Origin of the sequence: Pseudonocardia terrae (assembly GCF_021343995.1) — a bacterium.
GTDB classification, from domain to species: domain Bacteria; phylum Actinomycetota; class Actinomycetes; order Mycobacteriales; family Pseudonocardiaceae; genus Pseudonocardia; species Pseudonocardia terrae.
The window spans coordinates 57854-84646 of sequence record NZ_JAJTTE010000024.1 but is presented as its reverse complement, the minus strand read 5'-3'; the positions used below and the strand labels follow the sequence as shown (position 1 = coordinate 84646).

Below are 26793 nucleotides of genomic sequence, written 5' to 3'. Positions count from 1 at the left end.
CGGCCGACGGCCCGGACCCCCGCGGGGATCCGGGCCGCCGGTGCGGTCGGTCGAGACCGTGCCCGGTCAGTGCTCCGCGCGTTCGCCCTTGTCCGCGGCGGCTGCCCCGGCCATCGCGGGGGTGCGGTCCGGCACGAACTTGTCCGTGCCCGGGATCCGCGTCGGGTGGGCCAGGGAGACCCGCGCCGTCTCCGGCATCACCAGGATCGGCACGATCGCGATCACCGCGGCGCCCATCAGGTAGAAGGCCGGGATCAGGTCGTTGCCGGTGCCCGCGATCAGCGCGGAGACGATCAGCGGCGCGGTGCCGCCGAAGGCCGCCGTGGACGTCGAGTAGCCGATCGAGAAGCCGCCGTAGCGGTTGCGGGTCGGGAACATCGCCGGCAGCGCCGAGCCGATTGTCCCCAGCATGAGCAGCAGCAGCCCGCCGACGATGACCAGACCCACGACCACCGGGAACACGGCCTTCATGCCCATCAGCAGGAACGCCGGGACCGCCAGCACCAGGTAGCCGATCGCGGCGGCGAGCAGCAGCGGCTTGCGGCCGACGCGGTCGGACAGGGAGCCCACCGGCGCGATCAGCGCCATCATCACGACCATCACGCCGATCAGCACGAGCAGCGACTCGGTGTCGCTGATCCCCAGCACCTGCGTGAGGTACGTCGGCATGTAGGTCAGCAGGATGTAGTCGGCGACGTTGAGCAGCACCACGAAGCCGATGAGCTGCAGGATCTGCGGCCAGACGTTCGTCAGCACCTCCTTGAAGGGGCTGGTGGTGGTCTTGCCCTCGGTCTCGGCCTGCTGGAAGCACGGCGTGTCCTCGAGCTTGTTCCGCAGCCAGAAGCCGATGAGACCCAGCGGGCCCGCGACGAGGAACGGGATGCGCCAGCCCCAGCTCTGCAGGGTCTGCTCGTCGAAGCCGAGCTGCACGACGGTGGCCAGGACGGCGCCCAGGATGGTGCCGCCGAGCGTGCCGAACTCCAGGAACGAGCCCCAGAACCCGCGCTTGCGGTCGGGGGCGTACTCGGCGATGAAGGTCGCCGCGCCGCCGTACTCGCCGCCGGTGGAGAAGCCCTGCACCAGCCGGAAGAACAGCAGCAGGATCGGCGCCCAGATGCCGATCGTGGTGTAGCTCGGGATGAGCCCGACGCAGAAGGTCGAGCCGGACATCAGCAGGATCGTCAGGGCCAGGACCTGGCGCCGGCCGAACCGGTCGCCCAGCGGGCCGAGGACGATGCCGCCCAGCGGTCGCAGGATGAACGGGATCGCGATGCCCGCGAAGACCAGGATGGTGCCCGCCGCCGGACTGGCTTCGGGGAAGAACACCTGCTTGATCACGGTCGCCAGGTAGCCGTAGACGCCGTAGTCGTACCACTCGATCGCGTTGCCCATTGCCGCGCCGGAGACGGCCCGACGGACGGTCTTCGTGTCCGCCTCCCGCACTGCCGGCGTCGCGTTGCCGGGTTCGCTCATCACGCCTCCTGCCCCTCGGTTGGGAAGCCACGCTAGGTGAGGTCGCTGCCACCTGCAGGACGTGGCGCCGGGACGACCAGCCACTAAACCTGCCCCGACGGGCCCGTACCGGGGGACCCGTCTCGCTCTGAGAGGCCGGTCACGGGGGCCCTCCCGGCTACGCGGGGTGAGGGGTACGCCACCGTTCGACGGGGCGGAGACCGCGGGTGGGAGCGGTCCATACGTACGTCCAACACGATCGTCCGTCGGGCATGGCGACGCGGACGCGCACGTAACCGGGGCCCTCGAACCGGTCGAGCCGGGGGAGGAGCGTGCCGGGATCGCGCAGCGGGACGACGTGGCCGGGGACGCCGGGCCCGGCGTCGCGGAGCATCGCCGGGTAGCCGAGGCCGGTGTCGAGCAACGTCCCGGGGACGGTCGCCGGCTCGGCGGGCCCGGCGGCGGCCCCGGCGAGCAGGGGCCAGGAGCGTTCGCCGGGCTGGAGGGTGCCGTAGACGAAGAGCCGCGCGGGCCAGGTGTCGGGGTCCGGTGCGCCGGTCAGGGGCGTCGCGGCCAGCCCGTCCGACGGCGCCTGCTCGCCGCGCAAGGCCCGGGCGGCGGTCTGCGGGAGGTCGGCGCAGCGGACCGGCTCGCCGTCGACCAGCAGCGGGCGGCGGATGCCGGCCCGCCCGACGTAGGCCAGGACGTCGTCGAGCAGGGCGCCGTCCTCGGTGCGCACCTCGCCGGTGTGGACGCGGGCCAGGCGGTAGCGTCCGGACGCACGGCCCTCGCAGACGTCGAGCACCGCCACCTGCCCGGGCGTCGCGAGCCACACGGAGTGCTCCTCGACCAGGCCCGGTCCGGCGGCCAGCACCGCCGGCCGCTGGTCGTCGACCACGCGCAGCCCGTGCGCCCACACGGCGGTGAGCCCGGCCGTCCGGGCCCGGAGCACCACGACGGGACCGCTCAGCCCCAGCTCGCGGCGCAGCCAGCCGATCTTGGCGGGGTTGCGGTTCGAGCCGTAGGTCAGCAGCGGGACCCGCGCGGCGAGCGGGGGCGCACCGCGCCCGGTGAGCCACGCGTCCAGGTCGGTGCGGCCGACCCGCCAGGACGAGCGGGTCGACGGGTCGGGGGCCAGCGCGAACCCGCCGCCCTCGACGTGCACGAACGAGCGGTCCGGCACGGCTCCCGGGTAGGGCGCCGCAGGGTACGCGGCGTCGGGGAAGTCGGGCATCTCCCGCAGTATGGAGCCCCGACGCGCGTCGTGGCCGCGCCGGCCGCGATGACCCCGGGTCCCGCCCCGCTCCGATCTGAGAAGGTGCAGGCGTGTCCTCCACCGTCCCGCGGGACCTGCCGCCCACGATCTGCTGGGAGCGCGACCGGATCGTGCTGGTCGACCAGACCCGGCTGCCCGAGGTGCACCGGACGGAGATCACGACCGTCGACGGGCTGGTCGACGCCATCCGGCGGCTCGTCGTGCGCGGGGCGCCGGCGCTGGGCGTCGCCGGGGCGTACGGGGTGGCGCTGGCCGCGCGCAACGGAGGCGACACGGCGGCGGACGCCGAGCGCATCGCCTCCGCCCGGCCGACGGCCGTCAACCTGCGCCGGGGTGTCGAGCGGGCCCTGGCCGCCGCGGACCCGCTGGCGGCCGCGCACGCCTTCCGGGACGAGGACGTCGCCGCCTGCCGCGCGATCGGTGCCCGCGGCGCCGCCCTGCTCGGCGAGCTGTGCGGCGAGCGTCCGCTGCGGCTGCACACCCACTGCAACGCCGGCGCCCTGGCCTGCGTGGAGTGGGGGACCGCGCTCGGGGTGGTGCGCTCGCTGCACGCCGCGGGGCGGGTGGAGCTGGTGGTGGCCGACGAGACCCGGCCGCTGCTGCAGGGCTCACGCATCACCGCCGTCGAGCTGCAGGCCCTCGGGGTGCCGCACCGGGTGGTCGTCGACGGCGCCGCGGCGTCCGTGATCGCGCGGGGGCTGGTCGACGCCGTCGTGGTGGGCGCGGACCGGATCGCCGCGAACGGCGACGTCGCCAACAAGATCGGGACCTACCCGCTGGCCCTCGCGGCGGCCCGGGCCGGGATCCCGTTCGTCGTCGCCGCCCCGGAGACCACGGTCGACGCCGCGACGCCCGACGGCGCCGCGATCGAGATCGAGGAGCGGGACGCCACCGAGGTCGTGGCCGGGGGCGACGCGTGGAACCCGGCCTTCGACGTCACGCCCGCGGACCTGGTCACCGCGATCGTCACCGACACGCGCACCTGGAAACCATGAGGACCGCGGCGTTCCGGCTGATGCTCGCCGTGACCGTCCTCGGCTTCGGCGGGCACGCGCTGCTGCTGCCGGTGCTGCCGTTGTGGGTCAGCCGCGCCGGTGCGGGCGAGTTCGCCGCCGGGGTGACGACCGGGGTGCTGATGGCCACGACGGTCGCCACGCAGCTCACGGTGCCGGCCCTGCTGCGGCGCGCCGGCTACCGCGTCGTGCTGGGCGCGGGCCTCCTGCTGCTCGGGGCGCCGGCGCCGTTCCTGCTGCTCACGGCCGAGCTCGGGCCGGTACTGCTCATCTGCGCCGTGCGCGGGATCGGGTTCGGGCTGCTCACGGTGGCCGGCAGCGCACTCGTGGCGGAGCTGGTGCCGCCCGCCGAACACGGGCGCGCGTCCGCGAGGTACGGGTACGCGATCGGGATCCCGCAGCTGATCCTCTTGCCGCTCGGCGTCGCGACCGTCGACCTGCTCGGGTTCACCGGCGTGTTCCTCGCGGCCGGGATCGCGCCGCTGCTCGGGGCCGCCGCCGTCCCCTTCCTGCGGACCGGCCGCCCGCACGCCGCCGAGCCGCGCGTCCAGGACCCCGCGGAGATCGGCACCGCCGTCGTCCGGGGCCGGCGCGACGGCATCGGGCCGATGGCGGCGATGCTCGCCTGCTCGGTGGCCCAGGGCGGGCTGGTGACCTTCCTGCCCCTGGCCGCGCCGGCGGCGACCGCGGCGGCACCCCTCGCGCTCTTCGCGGTCGCGCTCGGCGGTGTCCTCGGCCGCGGCCTCGCCGGCGGGCTGGTCGACCGGCGCGGGGCGGGACGGCTGCTGCTGCCCGGCACGCTGCTCGCCGCGGTGGGGATGGGGGTCGAGGTCCTGTCGGTCGGGGGCGCCGCCTGGTTGCTGGTCCTCGGCGCCTTCGCCGTCGGGTCCGGGTTCGGGCTGGTGCAGAACGACTCGCTGGTCTCGCTGTTCGCCGCCGCCGGGCCCGCGCGCTACGGGGCCGCCAGCGCGGCGTGGAACATCGGGTTCGACGCCGGTACCGGCGTCGGGTCGAGCGGGCTCGGGGCGATCGCCGAGCCCTTCGGCTTCCGTGCCGCCTTCGGGGCTGCCGCCCTCCTGCTCCTCGCGGTCCTGCCGCTCACCCGCCCTCGGGCCTCCTGAACGACGACCGCCCCCGGACCTCGCGGTCCGGGGGCGGTGCACACCGATGCGGTGCTCGGCGGCGCGGGCTCGGTGGCGAGAGCTCGGTGGCGTGAGCTCGGGGGCGTGAGCTCAGTGGCCGCGGGCGATCCACTCCTCGAGGTGGGGTGCCTCGGCGCCGATGGTGGTGCCGTCGCCGTGCCCGGTCCGGACGGTCGTGTCGCCGGGGAGGGGCAGCAGGGTGCCGCGGATCGAGTCGATGATCGTGTCGAAGCTCGAGTACGAGCGGCCGGTGGCGCCCGGCCCGCCGTTGAACAGCGTGTCGCCGGTGAACACCGTCTGCAGCTCCGGCGCGTAGAGGCAGGTCGAGCCGGGGGAGTGCCCCGGCGTGACCAGCGCCCGCAGCTCGATCCCGCCGGCCGTGATCACCTGACCGTCGGCGAGCTCCTGGTCCGGCGCACGGTTCGGGTGGGTCATCTCCCACAGCGGCGCCTCGGCCGGGTTGAGCAGGATCGGCGTGTTGAACGTGTCGGCCAGCCGCGGGGCCTGGTTGACGTGGTCGTCGTGGGCGTGCGTGCACACCACGGCCACCACCCGGCGCCCGGCGATGATCCCGCCGATGGCCTCCGGGTCGTGCGCGGCGTCGATCACGACGACCTCGTTCTCGTCGCCGACGACCCAGACGTTGTTGTCGACCTCCCACGTGCCGCCGTCCAGGGAGAACGTCCCGTGCGTGACGACGTGGTCGATCGGGCCCTTGTGCAGGCCCTCGGGGGTGGTCCCGTGGGTCATCAGAGGACCACCACCGAACGCAGCACATCGCCGTGGTGCATCTTCTCGAAGGCGGTCTCGATGTCGTCGAGGCCGATCTCCTCGGAGACGAACTTCTCCAGCGGCAGGCGGCCCTGCAGGTGCAGGTCGACCAGCATCGGGAAGTCGCGGGAGGGCAGGCAGTCGCCGTACCAGGACGACTTGAGCGAGCCGCCGCGGCCGAAGTACTCGATCAGCGGCAGCTCCGGGGCCATCATGTCCGGGGTCGGGACGCCGACGAGCACGACGGTGCCGGCGAGGTCGCGGGCGAGGAAGGCCTGCTTCCAGGTCTCCGGGCGCCCGACCGCGTCGACCACGACGTCGGCGCCGAACCCGTCGGTCAGCTCCTTGATGGCCTCGACCGCGTCCGTGCTCTTGGCGTTGACGGTGTGGGTGGCGCCGAAGCCCTTGGCCCACTCCAGCTTCCGGTCCTCGGTGTCCACGGCGATGATCGTGGTGGCGCCGGCCAGGGTGGCCCCGGCGATGGCCGCGTCGCCGACGCCGCCGCAGCCGATGACGGCGATGGAGTCGCCGCGGCCGACGCCGCCGGTGTTGATCGCGGCGCCGATGCCGGCCATCACCCCGCACCCGAGCAGGCCGGCGACCTGCGGGGTGGCGGCGGGGTTGACCTTGGTGCACTGGCCGGCGGCCACGAGGGTCTTCTCGCAGAACGCGCCGATGCCCAGGGCCGGGGAGAGCTCCTGGCCGGACCTGAGCGTCATCTTCTGCGTGGCGTTGTGGGTGTTGAAGCAGTACCAGGGCTTGCCCTTGCGACACGCCCGGCACTCACCACAGACCGCGCGCCAGTTCAGGATCACGAAGTCACCCGGGGCGACCTCGGTGACGCCCTCGCCCACGGACTCCACGATCCCGGCAGCCTCGTGCCCGAGCAGGAACGGGAACTCGTCGTTGATCCCGCCCTCCCGGTAGTGCAGGTCGGTGTGGCAGACCCCGCAGGCCTGGATCGTCACGACCGCCTCACCGGGACCGGGGTCCGGGACCACGATCGTCTCGACGGAGACCGGCTTGCCCTTCTCGAGGGAGACGACCCCACGGACCTCTTGCGCCATGATTCTCACTCCTGTGTCGGTCCACGCCGCGCGAATGCGCGCATCGTGACCCTTTCATGGATCGGACGCGAGGTGCCCGGCGTCCCTCGCCGCGAACCGTCCCCCGGAGGAGGACGTCCGCTCAGCCGGCGAGGTCGAGCGGCCGCAGCCAGATGCCGTTCTTGGTCTGCACCAGGTCCAGCCCACGGGGGTCGGTGCACGCACCCTTCGGCCGGTGCGCGTCGAAGAGCCTGGCGTCGTCGAACACCGCGCCGCAACCCCCGAACCTGCGGCAGCAGTGCGCACGGTCCGCGCCGACCCACGACGAGCCGCAACAGGTGATCCGGATCAGCTCGGTCGACGCCACGGCGGGGAGGGTACGTGCCCCCACCGACAGAACCCGGACCGGTGATCACCGGCTCGCCGCGCGGTCCCCACCGTCGTGGGCGACGAGCGTCCGGATCACCTCGTCGGCGTAGGCCTGCAGCGCGTCGCCCCGGGGGGCGAGGGCGGGTGTGGCGTGCGCGAGCTGGGCGTGGCCGAGGTACGCGGTGCACGCGAGCAGGCTGCGGCGCTCCGCCTCGGGGGCGGGGAAGCCGAGCCGGGCGAAGAGCGTGGTCAGGTAGGCCAGCCGGCGCCGGGAGACCCGCTCCAGCACCGGGGCGACGAGCGGGTGCCCGGCCTGCTCCTGCAGCCCCAGCTCCACCGCGTTGCCCGAGCGCGCGGTCGTGGCTCCAGGGCCAGCAGCAACAGGGCGCGCAGCCGCGCGAGGGGGCGGTCTCGGCCTCGCCGGTCCGGATGACCTCCTCGGTGTCGACCCGTTCCCAGCGGTCGAGGGCGGCGGCCAGGAGCTCGTCGCGGGACCGGAAGTGCCAGTAGAAGCTGCCCTTGGTGGCGCCGAGCCGGGCGGCGAGCGGCTCGACGGCGACGGCCCGCGTGCCGCCCTCGGCGAGCGCCGCCAGGGCGACCCGCGCGCTGGTCGCCCTGGGTCCGGCTGCTCCGGCAGGTCGCCGCGCGCCCTCGGGCCACCGCCGTCCCGTGCCGGACACGGTGTTGCTCCGCGGAGCGCTGCCGCGGGTCGACGCCGCCGACGCCTTCGCCGTGCGCGCGCCGGAGGGTTCACCGTCCGACCCGCAGGCCTGGGCCGACGCGGTGTTCCGGCGGGTGCCGGGCTGGGTCGCGGCCCTGTTCGCCCTGCGCGAGGCGCTGGTGGGGCTGGTCGGGATCGAGCGCGGTGACCGGTCGGTGTTCGACACCCTGCGGCGCACGGACGACGAGGTGCTCCTCGGCACGAACGCCGGCCACCTCGACTTCCGCGCCTCGGTCCTGCGCGAGCCCGGTCGCGTCGTGCTCAGCACCGTCGTGCGGATCCGCGGGGCCCGCGGACGGCTGTACTGGGGGGGGGGTCGTGCGGCACCTGCACCCCGTCGTCGTCCGGTCGATGCTGGTGGCGGCGGCGCGCCGCCTGCCGGGGAGCGCATCCGTCAGCTCGACCACGACGGGTGGAACCGCGCATTCGGGGTAGCGTGCCCGCATGATGCGGACGGCCGCCGACCTGCTCCCGCCGGACCCGCCGCTGGGGACCGCGCTCGGCGTCGTCGCCGGGTCGGGGCGTCCGGGACCCTCGCGCATCGTGGCACCGGCCGGGACGGCGTACATCGACGTCGGCACGCTCGCGGCGGCACAGGACGGGCCCCATCCGGCCCTGCTCGCCGAGCCCACGCTCGACGGCCTGCTCGCCGCCGGGCGACCGGCCTGGCGGGAGGTCCGGGAGTGGCTGGCCTCCTGGCTGACCGACCCCGAGCGGCTCGCGCCGTACGCCCTGCCGCACACCGGTGTCGTCCCGGTGCTGCCCTTCACCGTGGCCGACTACGTCGACTTCTTCGCCTGCGAGCAGCACGCGGCCAACGCCGCCGCGATCGCGAAGCCCGGTGCGACCGTGCCCGCGAACTGGAAGCACCTCCCGGTCGGCTACCACGGCCGCGCCGGCACGGTGTACGTCAGCGGCAGCCCCGTCGTCCGGCCGGCGGGCCAGCGCGGTCCCGGCGACCTCGGTCCGACGAGGGCGCTGGACTTCGAGGCCGAGCTGGGCTTCGTGCTCGGCGGCGCGACCACCGGGCCGGTGCCGCTGGAGGAGGCGCTCGACCACGTGTTCGGCGTGGTGGTGCTCAACGACTGGTCGGCACGCGACCTCCAGGCCTGGGAGTCCCGCCCGCTCGGCCCGCTGCTCGGCAAGTCCTTCGCGACGTCGGTCTCCGCCTGGATCACCCCGCTCGACGAGCTGGCCGGCGCCTGGACCGAGCCGCCCGCCCGGGACCCGCAGCCGCTGCCCTACCTGCTGGGCAAGGCCGACCGCGGTCTCGACGTGACGCTCGAGGTCCGGCTCAACGGCGAGCGGATCTCGACCCCGCCCGGCGGCGACCTGTACTGGACCCCGGCCCAGCTCGTCACGCACCTGACCACGAACGGCGCCCCGATCCGGCCCGGCGACCTGCTCGGCTCCGGCACCGTCTCCGGGGGCCGGCGCGACCAGCGCGGCTGCCTGCTCGAGCTGACCTGGGGCGGCCGCGACGAGTTCGCGCTCTCCGACGGCACCACCCGCCACTACCTGCACGACGGCGACGAGGTCTCGATCGTCGCCAGCGCGCCGCGTCCGGACGGCGGCCGCTTCTCCCTCGGTGAGGTGCGGGGCACCGTCCTCCCCGCGGACTGACCCCGCTGCGCCGCGGGGCGGAACCCGGTAACGACGGGCGGCGTATCACCGACCGTGTGGTCACGGTCATACCGACGGCCGGGAGCACCCGGCCGCGACCACCGAGGACGGAGGCCGGACATGCCGGACTTCAAGAGCTCGCACCAGCAGGACCACCACGGCGACAAGCACCACCACGACGAGCACGAGCACCACGACGACCACCACGGGCACGAGCACCACGACGAGCACGAGCACCACGGCGATGACTGGAAGCACCGGGACGACGACTGGAAGCACGACGACCACGACTGGAAGCACGACGACCACGACTGGACGCGCGACGACCACGAGGAGCACGGGCACCAGCACCACGAGCACTCCGGCCACGACGACAGCGGCCCCGTGATCCACTGACCCGGTCGCCGAGCCGGTCGTGGCCACGCCGGAACCTGTCCGCAACCCGGTCGACGAGGCCCTCGACCTGCTCGGCACCACCCTGGCCGGCGCGCAGGCCAACGACCGCGAGGACCTGGCGCGCCGGCTGCGCGCCGCCCGCGACGACCTGACGGGCGCGACGACGGCGGGTCGCCGGGTCGCCGCGATGCGCACCGCCTCGCAGGAGCTGACCCGGGCGCTCGACTCGCTGCGCTCCGACCTGCGCTACCGGCGCGCCGCACTGGCCGACCCCGCCCGCGGCGCCCGGCTCCGCGCGGAGCTGAGCGCGCTGCGCAAGCGCTCGTCGCGGCTGCGGGCGGTGTCCCGGGAGTGGTCGCAGATCCTGGGCGACGGCTTCGCGGGCCTGAGCTCCGACGTCGAGTTCTCCCTGCGGACCCGCACCCGCGCGGTACTGGCGGACACCGAGCGCGACATCGGTGAGCACGACCCGGGCAAGGAGCGGGCGGCGATCGTGCAGCGGTTCCGGGACCGGCTCGCCGCCGAGGCGGACCGGCTCCGGGTGGAGCTGGACTACGGCGTCCGGGTCGTCGCCGACCGGCTGACGGAGGGCACCGAGCTGACGGAACGGCTGCCGATGCCGCGGATCCCGATCCCGCCGGGCGCCGAGACCGTCGCCCTGATCGACGAGCCGCCGGCGGGCGACGCGGGCCGGACCCCGGTCCCGGCCCGCCTGCTCACCGTGGTCATGCCGTCGTACGGCGGGGTGATGATGGCCTTCGTGCTCACCCGGTTCCTCGGGCTCGCCGTGCCGGTGTGGATGCTGGTCACGGCGGCGTTCCTGGGGGCGGTCGGCCTGGGCGGCGCTGCCCTGAGCGGCGAGCGCAAGCGCGGCCTCGACCGGCGCCGGGGCGAGCTGCGCACCGCGGCCCGGACCATGGTCGACGAGTTCCAGCTGACCGTCGGCAAGCAGGCCCGCGACGCCGCGCGCTCGGCCAACGGCGAGCTGCGGCGGGCCGTCACGGCCGCACTGACCCGCCGCGACGACGAGCTGGACGCCCGCCTCGGTTCCGCGTTGTCGGCCGTCGAGGGGCTGGAGAAGCTGGCCGCGGACCTCACCGACATCGACGACGACATCGCGACGATCGACGGCCTGCGCCGCCGCGCCGGCACCCTCATGCCCCACTTCCCCGGCTGACCGGGCCCACTCCCACCAGCATCATCAGCGTGTCGGCGAGCCCGTCGATCCCGCGGTCGTCCCGCACCCACACCGGTGCCTGCGACATCGCGGCGTGCAGCGCCTGCAGCGTCGGGTCCACGGCGACCACGGTGAACTCACCGCTGCGCAGACCCTCCTCGACCACGGCCCGGAACACCGCGTCGTGCCGGCGCCGCAGGGCCTTGATCCGCGCCCGCTGCTCCTCCGGCCAGTCGTCCGGGACCAGGAACAGCCGCAGCGCGGCCGGGTACTCGCGGACGGCGATCCGGATGTGCTCGCGCAGCAGCGCCCGCAGCCGCTCGGTCGGCGTGCCGGCGACGGGCAGGGCCTCCAGCCGGTCCGTCCAGTCCGTGCCCAGCGTCTCGATCGCGGCCGTGACCAGCTCGTCCTTGCTCGCGAAGTAGTAGTAGAGCGAGCCCTTCGTGACGTCGAGCCGGTCGGCCACGTCCTCCAGGCTCACTCCTCCGTAGCCGCGTTCGCCGAAGAGCTCGGCGGCGGTCGTGAGGATCGCCCGCACCCGTTCCCCGCGCTTGCGCGCCACCCGTTGACTCACGATTCACATCTTGACCCAAGAGTCAAAGTTTGTCACGGTGGTCAGGACGACGAAGGAGTCGGAATGTACGAAGACATCGTCTACGAGATCGACGGCACCACCGCCGTGATCACGCTGAACCGCCCGGCCCGGTACAACGCGTTCCGCGCGAGGACGGTCGAGGAGCTGATCAAGGCCCTCCGCACCGCCTGGGCGGACCACGACGTCCGGGCGGTCGTCCTGACCGGTGCCGGCGACAAGGCGTTCTGCACCGGTGGGGACGTCAAGCAGCGGGCCGAGACCGGCGACTACGGGCCGACCGAGAGCGGCATGTTCGAGATCGGCTACCTGCACAAGCTGCTGCGGGACATCCCCAAGCCGGTGATCGCCGCCGTCAACGGGCTCGCGATCGGCGGCGGGCACGTCCTGCACGTCCTGTGCGACGTGACGATCGCGGCGGACACCGCCCGCTTCGGCCAGTCCGGGCCCAAGGTCGGCTCGTTCGACGCCGGCTTCGGCTCCGCGTACCTGGCCCGCGTCGTGGGGGAGAAGAAGGCCCGCGAGATCTGGTTCTGGTGCCGGCAGTACTCGGCGCAGGAGGCCCTGGACATGGGGCTGGTGAACAAGGTCGTCCCGGCTGCGGAGCTGCTCGACGAGGCCAAGGCCTGGGCCGCCGAGGTCGCGGGCAAGAGCCCCACCGCGATCCGGGTGCTCAAGCACTCGTTCAACGCCGACACCGACCACCAGGCCGGGCTGTCCAACGTGGCCATGTCCGCGCTCGACCTGTTCGCGGTGTCGGACGAGGGGATGGAGGGCGCCCGCGCGTTCGCCGAGAAGAGGCCACCGGAGTTCGCGAAGTACTACCAGGCACACTGACCATGGACTTCTCGCTCAGCGTGGAGCAGGAGTCCTTCCGCTCGGCGGCCCGGGCGATCGCCCGGGACTCGCTGCTCCCGACCTACTCGGGGCGGACCCGGATCGAGCCCGGGCTGCGCAAGGAGATCGGTGCCGCGGGCCTGATCGGCTCGGAGCTCCCCGTCGAGCTCGGCGGGCGCGGGACGGACCGGGTGACCACCGGGCTGATCGTCGAGGAGATCGGGCGCGGCGACGTCTGCGTCTGCTACCTGCAGGTGGTGGGTTCGCTCGTCGGGCAGATCCTGGCGGGCAACGCCCCGGCCCTGGCGGCCGAGTGGGTGCCGCGGATCTGCTCGGGATCCGACGTCGTGGGCATCGGGCTGACCGAACCCCACGCGGGTTCCGACGCCGGGATGCCGCGGCTGACCGCCCGGCGCGACGGGCCGGACTGGGTGCTCGACGGCGTCAAGTCCCTGTCCTTCGCCACCGACGCGGCGGCGGTGGTCGTCTTCGCCCGGACCGGGCCGTCGCAGGAGCGCGGCCGCGACATCAGTGCCTTCCTCGTGCCGCTGGACCTGCCCGGCGTGACCCGCGAGCCGTACCCGGACCTGGGCACGGCCGCGGTCGGGCGGGGTGCGGCGCACCTCGACGGCGTCCGGATCCCCGGCGACCACCTGATCGGCGTCGAGGGCGGCGGGTTCTCGCAGGTCATGCGGGGCTTCGACTTCAGCCGTGCGCTGATCGGCCTGCAGGTCCTCGGCAGTGCGGCGCAGACGGTCGACGAGACGTGGGAGTACGTGACGCAGCGCGAGGCGTTCGACCGGCCACTGTCGACGAACCAGGGGGTCGCGTTCCCGCTCGCCGAGGCCGAGACCGTGCTCGACGCCGCCCGGCTGCTCTGCCTGCGGACCCTGTGGCTCAAGGACCACGACCTCCCGCACACCGCGGAGGCCGCGAAGTGCAAGTGGTGGGCGCCGAAGGTCGCCCACGACGCCATCACCCGGTGCCTGCTGCTGCACGGCCAGTACGGCTACCGCACCGACCTGCCGATCGCGCAGCGCATGAACGACGTGCTCGGCCTGCAGATCGGCGACGGCACCGCCCAGATCATGAAGCTCGTGATCGCCCGGCAACGGGTCGGCCGCGAGCTCGCCCCGTGAGGAGACGGACATGTCCAGGATCGCCATCGTGACCGGGGCCGGCCGCGGCATCGGCCGGGCCATCGCCGAGCGGCTGGCCGCCGACGGCGTCACGGTCGTCGCGACCGACGTCGACGAGGCCACCGCGAAGGAGACCGGCGAGGCCGTCGGCGGGGCCGGGATCCGCACCGACGTGACCGACCGCGAGTCGGTGAACGCGATGGTCGAGCAGGTCCGCAGCCGCTTCGGCCGGGTCGACGTGCTGGTCAACAACGCCGGCTGGGACAAGGCGAGCCCCTTCGTCGACTCCGACCCGGCCGACTGGGACACCGTCATCCGGATCAACCTCTACGGCGTCCTGCACACCTGCAAGGCCGTGCTGCCGGTGATGGTCGAGCAGGGCGGGGGCACGCTGGTCAACCTGGCGTCCGACGCCGGGCGGGTCGGCTCGTCCGGCGAGGCGGTGTACTCCGCGGCCAAGGGCGGCATCATCGCCTTCACCAAGACGATCGCCCGCGAGCACGCCCGGCACGGGATCAACGCCAACGTCGTGTGCCCCGGGCCGACCGACACGGCCCTGTTCGCGTCGATGGGCGGCGACAACCCGAAGCTGCGCGAGGCGCTGATCCGGTCGATCCCGTTCCGCCGGCTCGCCCAGCCGACCGACCTCGCCGGCGCCGTCGCGTTCTTCGCCTCTCCCGACGCCGCCTACATCACCGGCCAGACCCTCAGCGTCAGCGGCGGGCTGACCATGAGCTGAGGTCGTCCGCGCGCACAGCCCCATCTCGAGACAAGGACGTCCGCATGGTGCTCGACCCGACCCTCACCGCAGGCCGCGACCGCACGTACTGGCGGGACCGCGTGATCACCGACTTCCTCGACGACGTCGCGACGGCGACCCCGGACAAGACCGCGTTCGTCGACCCGCGGCGCTCGATCACCTACGGCGAGCTGCGGGCGGAGGTGGACCGGTGCGCGCTGGGGCTGCTCGAGCTGGGCGTCGGGCCGGGCGACGTCGTGTCCTTCCAGCTGCCGAACTGGATCGAGTGGATCGTGCTGCACTACGCGGCCACCCGGATCGGCGCGGTCAGCAACCCGCTGATCCCGATCTACCGGGAGCGCGAGCTCGGCTTCATGGTCGGGCTCGCCCGGGCCAAGGTCATGGTGGTGCCGCAGACCTTCCGCGGGTTCGACCACGCGGGGCTGGTCGAGAAGCTCCGCCCGGACTGGCCGGCACTGGAACACGTGCTGGTCGTGGGCGCGGACTCGTGGACGGACTTCATGGCCACGCCGTGGGAGGAGCGCCGCGACCCCGCCTCGCTCGCCGCGCTGCGGCCGGACCCCGACGACGTCACGCTGCTGATCTTCACCTCGGGGACCACCGGCGAGCCCAAGGGCGTGATGCACACCCACAACACCGTCGTCGCCGCCAACGACCCGCTGCCCGAGCGGCTCGGGATCACCGCCGACAGCGTGATCCACATGGCGTCGACGCTCGCGCACCTCACCGGGTTCCTCTACGGCGCGCGGCTGCCGGTGCAGAACGGCGCGACCGGGGTGCTGCAGGACGTCTGGGACCCGTCGCGGTTCGTCGAGCTCGTCGAGGAGCACGGGATCACCTACACCTCGGCCGCCACACCCTTCCTGCACGACACCCTGGCCGCACCGAACCTGGCTGCGCACGACACGTCGTCGCTCGTGCGGTTCTGCTGCATGGGGGCGCCGATCCCGCGGGCGATCGTCCGGCGGGCGCGCCGGCTGCTGCCCGGGACGGTCGTGCTCGGCGGCTGGGGCCAGAGCGAGAACGGGCTGGTCACCCTGGGGATCCCCGGCGATCCCGACGAGAAGCTGATCGACACGGACGGCTACCCGTGGCCGGGGATGCGGATCAGGGTCGTCTCGGCCGAGGGTGCTCCGCTCCCGGCCGGGACCGAGGGGCGGCTGCAGGTCACGGGGCCGTTCCTGTTCGTGGGGTACCGGGAGCGGCCGGAGCTGACCGCGGCGTCGTTCGACGGCGAGTGGTTCGACACGGGCGACCTCGCGACCATCGACGCGGACGGCTACCTCAACATCACCGGGCGGTCGAAGGACGTGATCATCCGGGGTGGGGAGAACATCCCGGTCGCCGACGTCGAGAACGTCCTCTACGAGCACCCGGCGGTCACCGCGGTGGCCGTGGTCGGCGTGCCGGACCCCCGGCTGCAGGAGCGGGCGTGCGCGGTCGTCACCCTGGCCGACGGCGCCAGCTTCACGCTGGAGGACATGCGCACCCACCTCGAGCAGGCGGGTATGGCCAGGCCGTACTGGCCCGAGCGCCTCGAGGTCGTCGACGCCCTGCCCCGTACCGCCAGTGGCAAGATCCAGAAGTTCAAGATCCGGGAAATGCTGACGTGAGCTGTCACCGTTTCGCGATCCACTCGCGGGGTGTTCGAGACCAGTGACGAGATCAGCCGCCTCCAGGAGCTCCTCGACTCCTCCCTGAACCGGTCCACCGGCCACCTGCGGGCGATCATCGCCCCGGGCGAGCGGACGCTGACGGCGGAGCAGCTCGTCCGTGTCGCCACCGGCATGTGCACCCTGGCGCTCGCCACCGTGACCCGCGGTGGCGAGCCGCGGATCAGCGGGGTGGACGGCCACCTCCTGCACGGCCGGTGGGTGGTGGGCACGGACCCGTCGGCGGCGAAGGCCCGCCATCTCAGGGCGCGGCCCGGCGTGAGCGTCGCCTACATGCGGGGCGAGGAGGTCGGGGTGTTCACGCACGGCCACGCCGTGCCGCTCAACCCGCAGGAGGGACCCGAGGACCCGGCGTGGCCGGAGACCCTGGAGTACCTGAAGGGGCACTACGGGGCCGACGCCTTCGTCTGGACCGACGTGATCTTCTACCGGATCGAGCCGACGTGGATGGTCGCGTACGCCCCGGACCCGGTCAGCGTCGCCGGAGCCGGTGCAGGGTGACCTCGCCCCGGCGGGTGCTCGTCACGTCCCAGTCCGCCAGCAGCTCAGGGGTGAGCGGGCGACCAGGGTCGGTCAACCACACCTCGGGCGCCAGCCGGGGGAGCACCTCCCGCAGCTCGACGACGTTGCGGTGCCCGTAGAGGACGTCCGCGGCGAGCACGAGGTCCCACTCGCCGCGGAGCGCGGTCCACGAGGAGGCCCGCGCGGTCAGCGCGAGCCCGTTGCGCTCCGCCGAGCGGCGGACCAGGTCGATCGCGGTGGGGGACAGGTCGACCGCGGTGACCTCGGCACCCGCGCGGGCCGCCGCGAGCGCGGGGAGCCCGAGGCCGCAACCGATCTCCAGCACCCGCGCCCCGGCCGGGACGGGCTCCGCGGCCAGCGCGAGCCCGCTGGGCCACAGCTCCGCCCAGTGCGGCGGCAGCAGCTCGTCGCCCGCCTCGTCGAACGGCACCTCGCCCGCGGGCCGCAGAACGACGAGCCCGAGCTGCCGCTCCTCCAGGACCTCCATACGCCCTCCGGGACCGTGCGCGGTGAGTAGTGCCGCAGCACTGTCTACCGCGGCCGGGCGCCGAGGGCGCGATCCGGGAGGTCGAGGGCGTCCGCGCGTGGGAGGGTGCGGCGGTGGTCCGCGGAGCCTGGGCCGGCGCCACCTGGGTGCGCGGAGCGCTGACCAGCGGTGCGGGCGCGGCGGTCGCCGGGACGGTGGTGGGTCGGGGACACCGGCCCATCGCCGCCCGGAGAGCCGCCGTCACAGCTGATCCACAGTTGTGATGATCAGCGGACCGGAATGGCCGGCCGGACAACCACGAGCATCTCCCGGGATCGTCGACCCGGGCGCCCGGTACTGCCGACTCGCGCTACCGGAACTGCCGACTCGCGGGTTCTCGTCTCAGCGCACGTCGCCGGCGCGGGCCACGACGTGGTCCACGAAGCCGTACTCGAGCGCCTCCGTGGCGTCGAACCACCGGTCGCGGTCGAAGTCCGCCATGATCTGTTCCGGGGTCTGGCCGGTGTGCGAGGCGATCAGCTCCGCCATCTCCTCCTTGTTGCGCCGCAACAGCTGCGCGCGGATGCGGATGTCGGTCTCCGCGCCGCCGACCCCGCCCGAGGGCTGGTGCATGAGGATCTTCGCGTGCGGCAGCACGTACCGCTTTCCCGGCGTGCCGGCGGACAGCAGCACCTGGCCCATCGACGCGGCCAGCCCCATCGCGTAGGTCGCGACGTCGCACGGGATGAACCGCATGGTGTCGAGGATGGCGAGCCCGTCGTGCACCGAACCGCCCGGGGAGTTGATGTAGAGCGCGATGTCCGCCTCGGCGTCCTCCGCCGCGAGCAGCAGCATCTGGCCGGCGATGCGGTTGGCGATGTCGGCGTCGACCTCCTGCCCGAGGACGACGATCCGGTGGGTCAGCAGCCGCTCGAACACCGAGTCGGCGAGGCCGGGCGCCGGGGCCGGCGCGCTCATCCGGGCCGGGGCCAGCGGACCGGAGAGCGGCGTCCCGGGCAGGTGGAAGGGCGGGTTCGGGGACGGGATCGGGACGGGCACGGCTGCCTCCTCGCGGTACGGCGACGCCCTGCCGACGACGCGGCGACGGGCGGGACCTGACCCGGCCGACGCTAGGGCCGGCCGGCCCCGCGGAACCCGCACTTCGCCCAGGGCGAATCCGCGACCTGCGGTTTTCGCCGACCGTGAACGGTCCGCGCCCCGATCAGGGCGCGCTCTGGCTCCCGCCGCAGCACCTTGGCCTCCATCGGGCCGAGGCCCTGGGTGCCGCGAGGTATAGCCGTGCATCCACTGTGACGGGGTATCGCTCGGGCGCGGGCGCTGGCGCCGACGCGGCCCAGGAGTCTCGGCCGAGGAGGACACAGGGCTGGTTCCTGCTGATCGGGTAGGCATCGGGTATCCGAGCACGGCCGGGTTCGCGGCCGAGCGGCACAGGACGGTCGTATTGGGAGCACTGCTGTCACCGTCGCAGTGATCATGTCGGCGGCGGCGGGAAGCGCTGGGCGGACACGTGCTCCTGCGCGAGCCGGCGCAGCGCGGCGAGCAACCGCTCGCCGAGGACCGTGCCGACCAGCGCGGTCTCCACGCGGGTCTCGGGGGCCTCGACGGCGGTGACGGTGTCGAGGTCGGCCTCGGCGATCCGCTCGGCGGCCTCGGCGTACACGGGGGCCAGGCCGGCGAGCCGGTCGCCGGTCACGCGGTGCATCGTGGCGAGCGCGTCGATGGCGGCCCGGCGGGCCGGCGGGTCCGGCGAGAGCCGCCAGCCCCGCTCCGCGACGATCGCGTCGATGCGCTCGGCGGCGGCCGCGTGCAGGGGGTCGTCGACGGCCGGCGCGGGCGCGTCGGCGGCGTCGATGGTGAGGCCGAGGGTGTCGTGCAGGGGGACGGCCGGGTCGTCGATCGCCCCGAGGACGGCCCGCACGGCGGCGATCGACAGGCCGCCGACCTCGACGAGTGAGCGGACGAGCGTGAGCCTGCGGACGTGCTCCTCGCCGTACTGCGCCTGGTTCGGCGAGGTGGTGACCTCCCCGCGGGGGAGGAGTCCCTCACGGAGGTAGTACTTGATCGTCGCGACCGGGACCCCGGTCGCGCGGCTCAGCTCGGCCATCCGCACGGCCGATACGTTAGTTATCCGATAGTGACGCTGTCCACTTCCTCGTCGCCGGTCCGGGGATCGTTCGCGGCGGGTGATGCCGTGCTCGGGGCCCTCCGGCGACCGTGGCCCGACCGGGCCCGACGTCGAGGAGGAGCCATGACCGAGACCGCGATCGCCGACCACGGACTCATCGGTGACCTGCACACCTCCGCCCTGGTGAGCACCGAGGGAACGATCGACTGGTTCTGCTGCCCGCGCATCGACTCGCCCAGCGTGTTCGGCGCGCTGCTCGACGACGAGCGCGGCGGGCACTTCCGGCTGGCCCCGGCCGACCCGCACACCTCCCGGCAGATGTACTTCCCGGACTCCGCGGTGCTGGTCACGCGCTTCTTCACGGAGTCCGGTGTCGGCGAGATCGTCGACTTCATGCCCGTACTGGGCCGGCAGAACGGCGGGAGCCGGCTCGTCCGGATGGTCCGCTGTGTACGCGGCAAGATGCGGTTCGCGGGGCACGTCGCCCCGCGCTTCGACTACGGCCGCCGCGCCCACCGCACCGAGGTCACCGAGCGCGGTGCGGTGTTCTCCACCGACGCGCTCACGGTGACGGTGCACGTCGTCCGCGAGCCGGAGGACCCGCGGGTCGCGCATGTCAGGGTCGACGAGGGCGATGTGGGCTTCACCGTGGAGCTCGACGCCGGCGAGCTGCGCGGGATGGTCCTCGAGGCGGACACCGAGGGCCCGCCCCGCGAGATCCGGGTCGCCGAGATCAACCGGCTCTTCGACGACACGGTGGCCTTCTGGCAGCGCTGGGTCGGCCGCTCGACGTACCGCGGACGCTGGCGGGAGATGGTCGACCGCTCGGCGATCACGCTGAAGCTGCTGACCTACGACCCCTCGGGCGGGCTGGTCGCCGCACCTACCGCAGCCCTGCCCGAGCAGGTCGGCGGCGAGCGCAACTGGGACTACCGGTACACGTGGGTGCGCGACGCGTCGTTCTCGGTGTTCTCGCTGCTCAAGCTGGGCTTCGTCGAGGAGGCGTCGCGGTTCGGCGGGTGGCTGGGCGACCGCGTGCGCGAGCGGATCGGCGGCGAGGGCGGTCCCCTCAACATCATGTACCGCGTCGACGGATCCTCCGACCTCAAGGAGGAGATACTCGAACACTGGTCCGGGTACCGCGGGTCGGCCCCCGTGCGGATCGGCAACGGCGCCGCCGAGCAGCTCCAGCTCGACATCTACGGCGAGGCAGCGGACAGCATCGCGGCGCTGAACCGGGCCGGGCTCCGCACCCCGCACCGCGGGTGGACGGCGATGGTGGGGGTCCTCGACTGGCTCTGCGAGCACTGGGACCAGCCGGAGGAGGGGATCTGGGAGACGCGCGGCGGCCGGCAGCCCTTCACCTACGGCCGGGTGATGAGCTGGGTCGCACTCGACCGGGGCATCCGGCAGGCCCTCGAGACCGGCCGTCCGGCGCCGCTCGATCGGTGGCGCACGGAGCGCGACCAGATCTACCGCCAGGTCATGGAGCGCGGGTGGAACGCCCGCCGCGGCGCCTTCGTGCAGCACTACAACACGGAGGTGCTCGACTCCTCGCTCCTGCGGATGGCGACCCTCGGCTTCATCACGCCGGAGGACCCCATGTGGACCTCGACGCTCGACGCGATGGAGGCCGAGCTGGTCACCGACAGCCTCGTGTACCGGTACGACCCGGCCGCCTCCCCGGACGGGCTGCGCGGCTCCGAGGGCACGTTCTCGTTGTGCTCCTTCGCCTGGGTCGACGCGCTCGCCCGGGCCGGCCGGCTCGACCAGGCGCGGCAGGCGTTCGAGAAGATGCTCACCTACGCCAACCACCTGGGCCTCTACTCCGAGGAGATCGCCCTCACCGGTGAGCAGATCGGCAACTTCCCGCAGGCGTTCACCCACCTCGCGCTGATCGACGCGGCGACCACGCTGGACGCCGCTTTGGACCGCCGCCGCTGAGGAGGGGAGAGCGCCGTGTGCCTGTTCGTCGGGTTGCTGCTGTTCGGGCCGCGGGTGGTCGACGTGCTGTGGTGGCTGTTCGACCCCGTGCGCTGGCACGCGACCTTCGGCAATGCGCTGTGGGCGATTCTCGGCATCGTGTTCCTGCCGCTCACGACGCTGGTCTACGTCCTCGTCGCGCCCGGCGGGATCCACGGCTTCGACGCGGTCTGGCTGGCCCTCGCCTTCCTGATCGACCTGTCGGGCTACGCGGGCAGCCGACGCTACGGCGGGAGGCGCAGGGTAACGGCGTAGGAGGTCCCGAGCGAGTCACCTCTCCGAGGTGATGCGGCCGGCCGGAGAGGCCGGACGATGGACGACGCCTGGGGGAGGCGCGGCCGCGGCGTGGGGCGGTCGTGCGAGAGGGGGATCCACGTGCTGCTCGTCCTGCTGCCGATCGCGCTCGGCCTGCCGGTGCTGCTCATGCTGGCCGTTCTGCTGCTCGCGCGGCTCGAGGAGGCCTTGCTCGCCGCGGCCCGGCGCGGGCCTGCGCCGGGGGCCGCCCGGAACCCACGGCCCCGCGCGGCGGCGGTCGCGCGCCCGCAGGCCCGTCCCGCCCGGATCGTGCCGCGGCCGGCGCCCGGGCCCACGCTCCCGTCCTGCCGGACGGCGCGCCTGCGCGTGCGGCGCTCCTGAGCCCCGCGCACCGTCCGCGGCTCACCCGTCCTTCGACGTCGTGGCCCGCTGCACCGCGCCGAGCAGCAGCTTGGCCACGACGCCGACGGCCACCAGCCCGGTGATCATCTGAATCGTCACGATGATGCGGGCGGCCTGGGTGACCGGGGTGATGTCGCCGAACCCGACCGTCGCGAAGACGGTCGTGGTGAAGTACAGCGCGTCCGTGCGGTTCATGCCCTGCGTGAACGAGGCGGGCACGGCGGTCGACATGACCGTGTAGACCGACGAGTAGAGCAGCAGCAGCGCGGGCAGGCCGATCATCGCCGTCTCGGCCGCCCGCAGCCGCGGCACGTCCGACCTGATGATGACCCGGATCTGCCACACGACCGCGGCGGCGAGCGCGGCCAGGCCGATCAGGAACCAGACCAGGGTCCCGAGGTCGATCGCCCGGTCGAGCGGCGCCCGGTAGTAGACGACGACCAGGAGCGTGGTGGTCACCAGCGAGCGGATCAGCGACACCGCGACCTGGCGCCGCCGGGACCGCCGCCGCTCCGGGCGCCCCTTCACCGGGCCTGCCGGGCCGGTCGCCGTCCGCCTCGCACCCCCGGGCCTCCCTCCGCGCGAGCGGCCAGTCTCGCGGCGGACCCCGGGTGGCGGGTCACCCGCCGGAGGTGGCCCCGGGCTGCTGCAGCGCCGGGGCGGGCCGCGGTGCCGGCGGCTGCTCGGCGCGCTCGCGGATCGTCCGGTTCACCGCGCGCCCGAACGCGGTGACCACGCCCTGCACCGTGACCGGCTTGAGCCGGGCGAGCGCCGCGGCCAGCCGGGACCGCTGCTCCGCGGGGCGGCCCGCGTCCCGGTACGGCTGCAGGACCTCCGCCTGGAACAACGTCATCAGGTCGTCGGCGAGCGCGGAGGTGTGCCGGTCGATGACCTCGCGGGAGCGGCGCCAGAAGTCGGCCGGCAGCCCGAAGTCCAGCGCGTCGAGCCCGGCACCGAGCGCGATCGGGCCCTGGACGCGGTACCGGTCCCCGGCCACCGGCTCGACCGCGCCGTACGCGACCAGCTTGTCGACGGCCGCGTCGTCCAGGACCCGGCCGGCCCGTTCCTCCAGCCCGGCGTGGTCCACCTCGTCGAGCTGCTCGGGCGCCCATGGCGTGAGCAGGGCCAGCTGCAGGGCGAGCTCCTCCGGGCCGGCCGAGTGGGGGAGCCGCTCGAGGTGCCGCTCGATCGCCGCGAGGGTGAACCCGAGGTCGGAGAGCTCGGCGACGAGGAGCAGCCGCGCGACGTGGTCCGGCCCGTACAGGCCGGTGCGGCCGCGGAGCTGCGGTGGCGGGAGCAGCCCGCGGCCGGCGTAGTACCGGATCGTCCGCACCGTGGTCCCGGTGCGGGCGGCCAGCTGGTCGACGGTGAGGAGCTCGGGATCGGGTCCCGCAGGCGCCGGTGCTGCCATGGCGGGGACGTTACGGCACGGGTTGACCTATGTGACAGTCCTGCTGTAACAATTCTGCTGTCACGATCGGACGCGGCGCGGCGTCACCGCCCGCGCGCCGGGCAGACTTCTTCACGAGAGGGTTCGCATGAGCGAGATCGCCCCATCGATCCCACAGGCGTACGTCTACGACGCGATCCGGACTCCGCGGGGACGCGGCAAGGCGTCCGGCTCCTTGCACGAGGTCAAGCCGGTCTCCCTGGTCATCGGCCTGATCCAGGAGCTCCGCGCGCGGTACCCGGAGCTGGACCCGAACGTCATCGACGACGTCGTGCTCGGCGTCGTGTCCCCGGTCGGCGACCAGGGCGGCGACATCGCCAAGACCGCCGCCATCGCCGCGGGGCTGCCGCACACCGTCGCCGGTGTGCAGCTCAACCGGTTCTGCGCCTCCGGCCTGGAGGCGGTGAACACCGCCGCGCAGAAGATCCGCTCCGGCATGGAGGAGATGGTCCTCGCCGGCGGTGTCGAGGCGATGAGCCGCGTGCCGATGGGCTCCGACGGCGGCGCCTGGGCCATGGACCCGGACACCAGCTACACCACGGGCTTCGTGCCGCAGGGCATCGGCGCCGACCTGATCGCGACGATCGAGGGCTTCTCCCGCGAGGACGTCGACACCTTCGCCGTGGAGTCGCAGACCCGGGCCGCCAAGGCCTGGGCCAACGGCTACTTCGCCAAGTCGGTCGTGCCGGTCAAGGACCGCAACGGGCTGACCGTGCTGGACCGCGACGAGCACGTCCGCGCCGGCGCGACGCTGGAGAGCCTTGCCGGCCTCACGCCGTCGTTCGAGATGATGGGGCAGGAGGGCGGTTTCGATGCCGTCGCGCTCCAGCGCTACCACTGGGTCGAGAAGATCGACCACGTGCACCACGCCGGCAACAGCTCCGGCATCGTCGACGGCGCGTCGCTCTGCCTGATCGGCACCGAGGCCGCCGGCAAGGCTGCGGGTCTCACCCCGCGCGCCCGGATCGTCTCGACGGCGCTCTCCGGCGCCGACCCGACGATCATGCTCACCGGGCCCGCCCCGGCCAGCCGCAAGGCCCTCGCCAAGGCCGGTCTCACGGTCGACGACATCGATCTGTTCGAGATCAACGAGGCCTTCGCCGCGGTGGCCCTGCGGTACATGCGGGACATGGAGATCCCGCACGACAAGACCAACGTCAACGGCGGCGCCATCGCCATGGGCCACCCGCTGGGCGCCACCGGCGCCATGATCCTCGGCACCCTGCTCGACGAGCTGGAGCGCCGGGACCTGCAGCGCGGCCTCGCCACGCTGTGCGTCGGCGGCGGCATGGGTATCGCGACCATCATCGAGCGAGTCTGAGGGGATCGACAGCAGTGACCGACCAGAAGGCCGTGCGCTGGGAGAAGGACTCCGACGGGGTCGCGATCGTCACCCTGGACGACCCGAACGCCAGCGCCAACACCATGAACGACGCGTACAAGCAGGCCATGGGCGAGGTGATCACCGAGCTCGAGGCCGGGAAGGACGACATCACCGGCGTCGTGATCACCTCGGCCAAGAAGACCTTCTTCGCCGGTGGCAACCTCGACGACCTGATCTCCGCGAAGCCGGAGGACGGCCCGGCGGTGTTCGAGAACGTCACCGAGGTCAAGGCGCAGCTGCGCCGCCTGGAGAAGCTGGGCCGGCCCGTCGTCGCGGCGATGAACGGCACCGCGCTCGGCGGCGGCCTGGAGATCGGGCTCGCCTGCCACCACCGGATCGGGCTCGACGCGAAGGGCGCGGGCAGTGCTGTCTACGGCCTGCCCGAGGTCACCCTGGGCCTGCTGCCCGGGGGTGGCGGCGTCACCCGCATCACCCGGTTGCTGGGCATCGCCAACGGCTTCATGAACGTGCTCGCGCAGGGCCAGCGGCTCAAGCCCGCCAAGGCCCTGGAGCTGGGCGTGCTCCACGAGCTGGCCTCCTCGCAGGAGGAGATGCTGGCCAAGGCCAAGGCCTGGATCGCGGAGAACCCCGAGGCGAAGCAGCCGTGGGACACCCCGGGCTACAAGATCCCGGGCGGCACCCCGTCGAACCCGAAGCTGGCCGCGATCCTGCCGGCCTTCCCGGCGAACCTGCGCAAGCAGCTCAAGGGCGCGCCGATGCCGGCCCCGCGCAACATCCTCTCCGCCGCGGTCGAGGGCGCGCAGGTCGACTTCGACACCGCGCTGCGCATCGAGAGCCGCTACTTCGTGGACCTGGTCGTGGGCCAGGTGTCGAAGAACATGACCAAGGCGTTCTTCTTCGACCTGCAGGCCATCAACGGCGGCAAGTCGCGTCCGGACGGCTTCGACCGGTACACACCGCGCAAGGTCGCCGTGCTCGGCGCCGGGATGATGGGCGCAGGCATCGCCTACGTCTGCGCCCAGGCCGGCTGGGAGGTCGTGCTCAAGGACGTCTCGCTCGAGGCCGCCGAGAAGGGCAAGGGCTACTCCGAGGGCCTGGTCGCCAAGGGCGTCGAGCGCGGCAAGGTGACCCTGGAGAAGGGCGAGGCGCTGCTCGGGCGCATCACCCCCACCGCGGACTACAACGACCTCGCGGGCTGCGACATCGTCATCGAGGCGGTGTTCGAGTCGGTGGAGCTCAAGCAGGAGGTCTTCCGCGAGGCCATGAAGGTGGTCGAGCCGGACGCGCTGCTCTGCTCGAACACCTCCACCCTGCCGATCACCGAGCTCGCCGCCGGCATCGACCGGCCCGGCGACTTCATCGGCCTGCACTTCTTCTCGCCGGTGGACAAGATGCCGCTGGTCGAGATCATCAAGGGCGAGCGGACCTCCGACGCCACGCTGGCCAAGGCCTTCGACGTCACGCTCGGGATCCGCAAGACCCCGATCGTCGTCAACGACTCGCGCGGCTTCTTCACCAGCCGCGTGATCGGCACCTTCGTCAACGAGGGCATCTCGATGCTCGCCGAGGGCATCGACCCGCAGACGATCGAGCAGGCGTCGGCCCAGGCCGGCTACCCCGCACCCGTCCTGCAGCTCATGGACGAGCTCACCCTCACCCTGCCGCAGAAGATCCGCAAGGAGACGCAGGCGGCTGTCGAATCAGCGGGCGACCCCTGGGCGCCGCACCCGGCGGACGAGATCGTCGACCGCATGGTCGACGAGTTCGGGCGCAAGGGGAAGAGCTCCGGCGCCGGGTTCTACGAGTACGCCGAGGGCAGGCGCGTCCGGCTGTGGCCGGGCCTGCGGGAGCACTTCGAGGCCACGAACCACGAGGTGGACCTGCAGGAGCTCTCCGAGCGCATGCTGGTGATCGAGTCCCTCGAGACGGTGCGCTGCTTCGACGAGGGTGTGCTCGAGACCGTGCCCGACGCCAACATCGGCTCGATCTTCGGCATCGGCTTCCCGGCCTGGACGGGCGGCGTGCTGCAGTACATCGAGGGCTTCCCGGGCGGCGTCGCCGGCTTCGTGAAGCGGGCGGACGAGTTCGCGGCCAAGTACGGCCCGCGCTTCGAGGTCCCGGAGTCCCTGCGCACGCGGGCGCAGGAGACCGCCGCGGCCTGAGTCCCCGAGCGCACGCTCGGCGCCCCGGTGCGGTCCGTCCGCGCCGGGGCGCCGCCGTCTTCGCACTCAGGTTGT

General features: G+C 73.4%; 27 protein-coding genes and 2 pseudogenes. 16 read left to right on the top strand and 13 right to left on the bottom strand.

The annotated features are described in order from the left end of the window. Positions 1-66 precede the first annotated feature (66 nt). Entirely contained in the window at positions 67-1473 is a 1407-nt protein-coding gene (locus LWC33_RS17820; RefSeq protein WP_233305525.1) for an MFS transporter, read from the bottom strand. A gap of 157 nt (positions 1474-1630) precedes the next feature. Then, positions 1631-2686, bottom strand: coding sequence for a gamma-glutamylcyclotransferase family protein (locus LWC33_RS17815; RefSeq protein WP_233305524.1), 1056 nt, complete (start codon positions 2684-2686; stop codon positions 1631-1633). Positions 2687-2778: 92 nt separating this feature from the next. Here LWC33_RS17815 and mtnA point away from each other — a divergent pair, with 92 nt between their 5' ends. Both mtnA and LWC33_RS17805 read left to right on the top strand, forming a co-directional pair. Then, the gene (mtnA, locus tag LWC33_RS17810; RefSeq protein ID WP_233305523.1) at positions 2779-3723 is read left to right on the top strand and encodes an S-methyl-5-thioribose-1-phosphate isomerase; all 945 of its coding nucleotides are present in this window, start codon (positions 2779-2781) and stop codon (positions 3721-3723) included. Beyond that, entirely contained in the window at positions 3720-4862 is a 1143-nt protein-coding gene (locus LWC33_RS17805) for an MFS transporter (RefSeq protein WP_233305522.1), read from the top strand. The genes mtnA and LWC33_RS17805 overlap by 4 nt, the downstream gene beginning before the upstream one ends. 111 nt (positions 4863-4973) lie before the next feature. Here the strand turns inward: LWC33_RS17805 and LWC33_RS17800 are convergent, their stop codons facing one another. The 5 genes and pseudogenes from LWC33_RS17800 to LWC33_RS36580 form a co-directional block, all read right to left on the bottom strand. Continuing rightward, positions 4974-5633, bottom strand: coding sequence for an MBL fold metallo-hydrolase (locus LWC33_RS17800; RefSeq protein WP_233305521.1), 660 nt, complete (start codon positions 5631-5633; stop codon positions 4974-4976). Continuing rightward, on the bottom strand, positions 5633-6721 hold the full coding sequence (locus LWC33_RS17795; protein WP_233305520.1) for an S-(hydroxymethyl)mycothiol dehydrogenase: 1089 nt from the start codon (positions 6719-6721) through the stop codon (positions 5633-5635). The genes LWC33_RS17800 and LWC33_RS17795 overlap by 1 nt, the downstream gene beginning before the upstream one ends. 121 nt (positions 6722-6842) lie before the next feature. Then, positions 6843-7067 carry an FDXHR family putative zinc-binding protein gene (locus LWC33_RS17790; protein WP_232873270.1) on the bottom strand — a complete coding sequence of 75 codons (225 nt, stop codon included), beginning with the start codon at positions 7065-7067 and terminating at the stop codon, positions 6843-6845. A 45-nt stretch (positions 7068-7112) separates the two neighbouring features. Then, positions 7113-7406, bottom strand: a complete 294-nt coding sequence (locus LWC33_RS17785) for a hypothetical protein (RefSeq protein ID WP_233305519.1) — start codon at positions 7404-7406, stop codon at positions 7113-7115. 142 nt (positions 7407-7548) lie between these two features. Continuing rightward, positions 7549-7749: pseudogene (locus LWC33_RS36580) on the bottom strand (helix-turn-helix domain-containing protein); the annotation flags it as partial. On the opposite strand from LWC33_RS36580, the pseudogene LWC33_RS36575 reads away from it, so the two are divergent. From LWC33_RS36575 to LWC33_RS17770, 4 genes and pseudogenes are all read left to right on the top strand, one after another. Further along, positions 7739-8086: pseudogene (locus LWC33_RS36575) on the top strand (DUF2867 domain-containing protein); the annotation flags it as partial. The pseudogenes LWC33_RS36580 and LWC33_RS36575 sit on opposite strands and share 11 nt — an antisense overlap. 148 nt (positions 8087-8234) lie before the next feature. Then, complete coding sequence (locus LWC33_RS17780) at positions 8235-9413, top strand: fumarylacetoacetate hydrolase family protein (protein WP_233305518.1); 1179 nt, start codon at positions 8235-8237, stop codon at positions 9411-9413. A 120-nt stretch (positions 9414-9533) separates the two neighbouring features. Then, positions 9534-9809, top strand: coding sequence for a hypothetical protein (locus LWC33_RS17775; RefSeq protein WP_233305517.1), 276 nt, complete (start codon positions 9534-9536; stop codon positions 9807-9809). Between the two features lie 19 nt (positions 9810-9828). Next, positions 9829-10986: a coiled-coil domain-containing protein gene (locus LWC33_RS17770; RefSeq protein WP_233305516.1), complete on the top strand. Its 1158-nt coding sequence runs from the start codon at positions 9829-9831 to the stop codon at positions 10984-10986. On the opposite strand, the gene LWC33_RS36100 is transcribed toward LWC33_RS17770, so the two are convergent. Continuing rightward, the gene (locus LWC33_RS36100) at positions 10964-11560 is read right to left on the bottom strand and encodes a TetR/AcrR family transcriptional regulator (protein WP_233305515.1); all 597 of its coding nucleotides are present in this window, start codon (positions 11558-11560) and stop codon (positions 10964-10966) included. The genes LWC33_RS17770 and LWC33_RS36100 overlap by 23 nt on opposite strands. A 63-nt stretch (positions 11561-11623) precedes the next feature. Here LWC33_RS36100 and LWC33_RS17760 point away from each other — a divergent pair, with 63 nt between their 5' ends. Genes LWC33_RS17760 through LWC33_RS17740 form a run of 5 tightly spaced genes read left to right on the top strand, consistent with a single transcriptional unit; the run spans position 11624 to position 16488 of the window. Continuing rightward, positions 11624-12415 carry an enoyl-CoA hydratase-related protein gene (locus LWC33_RS17760; RefSeq protein ID WP_233305514.1) on the top strand — a complete coding sequence of 264 codons (792 nt, stop codon included), beginning with the start codon at positions 11624-11626 and terminating at the stop codon, positions 12413-12415. 2 nt (positions 12416-12417) lie between these two features. After that, positions 12418-13554: an acyl-CoA dehydrogenase family protein gene (locus LWC33_RS17755; protein ID WP_233305513.1), complete on the top strand. Its 1137-nt coding sequence runs from the start codon at positions 12418-12420 to the stop codon at positions 13552-13554. A 10-nt stretch (positions 13555-13564) separates the two neighbouring features. Next, on the top strand, positions 13565-14293 hold the full coding sequence (locus tag LWC33_RS17750) for an SDR family NAD(P)-dependent oxidoreductase (RefSeq protein ID WP_233305512.1): 729 nt from the start codon (positions 13565-13567) through the stop codon (positions 14291-14293). Between the two features lie 44 nt (positions 14294-14337). Next, positions 14338-15927: an AMP-binding protein gene (locus tag LWC33_RS17745; RefSeq protein WP_233305511.1), complete on the top strand. Its 1590-nt coding sequence runs from the start codon at positions 14338-14340 to the stop codon at positions 15925-15927. 30 nt (positions 15928-15957) lie between these two features. Further along, a complete protein-coding gene (locus tag LWC33_RS17740) occupies positions 15958-16488 on the top strand; it encodes a pyridoxamine 5'-phosphate oxidase family protein (RefSeq protein WP_233305510.1) in 531 nt (176 codons plus the stop codon). On the opposite strand, the gene LWC33_RS17735 is transcribed toward LWC33_RS17740, so the two are convergent. The 3 genes from LWC33_RS17735 to LWC33_RS17725 form a co-directional block, all read right to left on the bottom strand. Then, positions 16460-16996 carry a class I SAM-dependent methyltransferase gene (locus LWC33_RS17735; RefSeq protein ID WP_233305509.1) on the bottom strand — a complete coding sequence of 179 codons (537 nt, stop codon included), beginning with the start codon at positions 16994-16996 and terminating at the stop codon, positions 16460-16462. The genes LWC33_RS17740 and LWC33_RS17735 overlap by 29 nt on opposite strands. Positions 16997-17377: 381 nt before the next feature. Further along, positions 17378-17953 (bottom strand): ClpP family protease, encoded by a 576-nt coding sequence (locus LWC33_RS17730; RefSeq protein WP_233305542.1) that lies wholly within the window; start codon positions 17951-17953, stop codon positions 17378-17380. Positions 17954-18467: 514 nt separating this feature from the next. Further along, positions 18468-19100, bottom strand: a complete 633-nt coding sequence (locus tag LWC33_RS17725) for a MerR family transcriptional regulator (protein WP_255692128.1) — start codon at positions 19098-19100, stop codon at positions 18468-18470. A 144-nt stretch (positions 19101-19244) separates the two neighbouring features. Between LWC33_RS17725 and LWC33_RS17720 the strand changes: the two genes are divergently transcribed. From LWC33_RS17720 to LWC33_RS17710, 3 genes are all read left to right on the top strand, one after another. Next, positions 19245-21065 carry a glycoside hydrolase family 15 protein gene (locus LWC33_RS17720; protein ID WP_233305507.1) on the top strand — a complete coding sequence of 607 codons (1821 nt, stop codon included), beginning with the start codon at positions 19245-19247 and terminating at the stop codon, positions 21063-21065. A gap of 15 nt (positions 21066-21080) precedes the next feature. After that, complete coding sequence (locus tag LWC33_RS17715; RefSeq protein WP_233305506.1) at positions 21081-21359, top strand: hypothetical protein; 279 nt, start codon at positions 21081-21083, stop codon at positions 21357-21359. 120 nt (positions 21360-21479) lie between these two features. After that, positions 21480-21740, top strand: coding sequence for a hypothetical protein (locus LWC33_RS17710; protein ID WP_233305505.1), 261 nt, complete (start codon positions 21480-21482; stop codon positions 21738-21740). 21 nt (positions 21741-21761) lie between these two features. On the opposite strand, the gene LWC33_RS17705 is transcribed toward LWC33_RS17710, so the two are convergent. Continuing rightward, a complete protein-coding gene (locus tag LWC33_RS17705; protein ID WP_233305504.1) occupies positions 21762-22289 on the bottom strand; it encodes a potassium channel family protein in 528 nt (175 codons plus the stop codon). A gap of 91 nt (positions 22290-22380) precedes the next feature. Beyond that, a complete protein-coding gene (locus tag LWC33_RS17700; protein WP_233305503.1) occupies positions 22381-23172 on the bottom strand; it encodes a MerR family transcriptional regulator in 792 nt (263 codons plus the stop codon). 127 nt (positions 23173-23299) lie between these two features. Here LWC33_RS17700 and LWC33_RS17695 point away from each other — a divergent pair, with 127 nt between their 5' ends. Together LWC33_RS17695 and LWC33_RS17690 are read left to right on the top strand one after the other, a co-directional pair. After that, on the top strand, positions 23300-24532 hold the full coding sequence (locus LWC33_RS17695; protein ID WP_233305502.1) for an acetyl-CoA C-acetyltransferase: 1233 nt from the start codon (positions 23300-23302) through the stop codon (positions 24530-24532). Positions 24533-24546: 14 nt separating this feature from the next. Next, positions 24547-26718, top strand: coding sequence for a 3-hydroxyacyl-CoA dehydrogenase NAD-binding domain-containing protein (locus tag LWC33_RS17690; RefSeq protein ID WP_233305501.1), 2172 nt, complete (start codon positions 24547-24549; stop codon positions 26716-26718). Positions 26719-26793 lie beyond the last annotated feature (75 nt).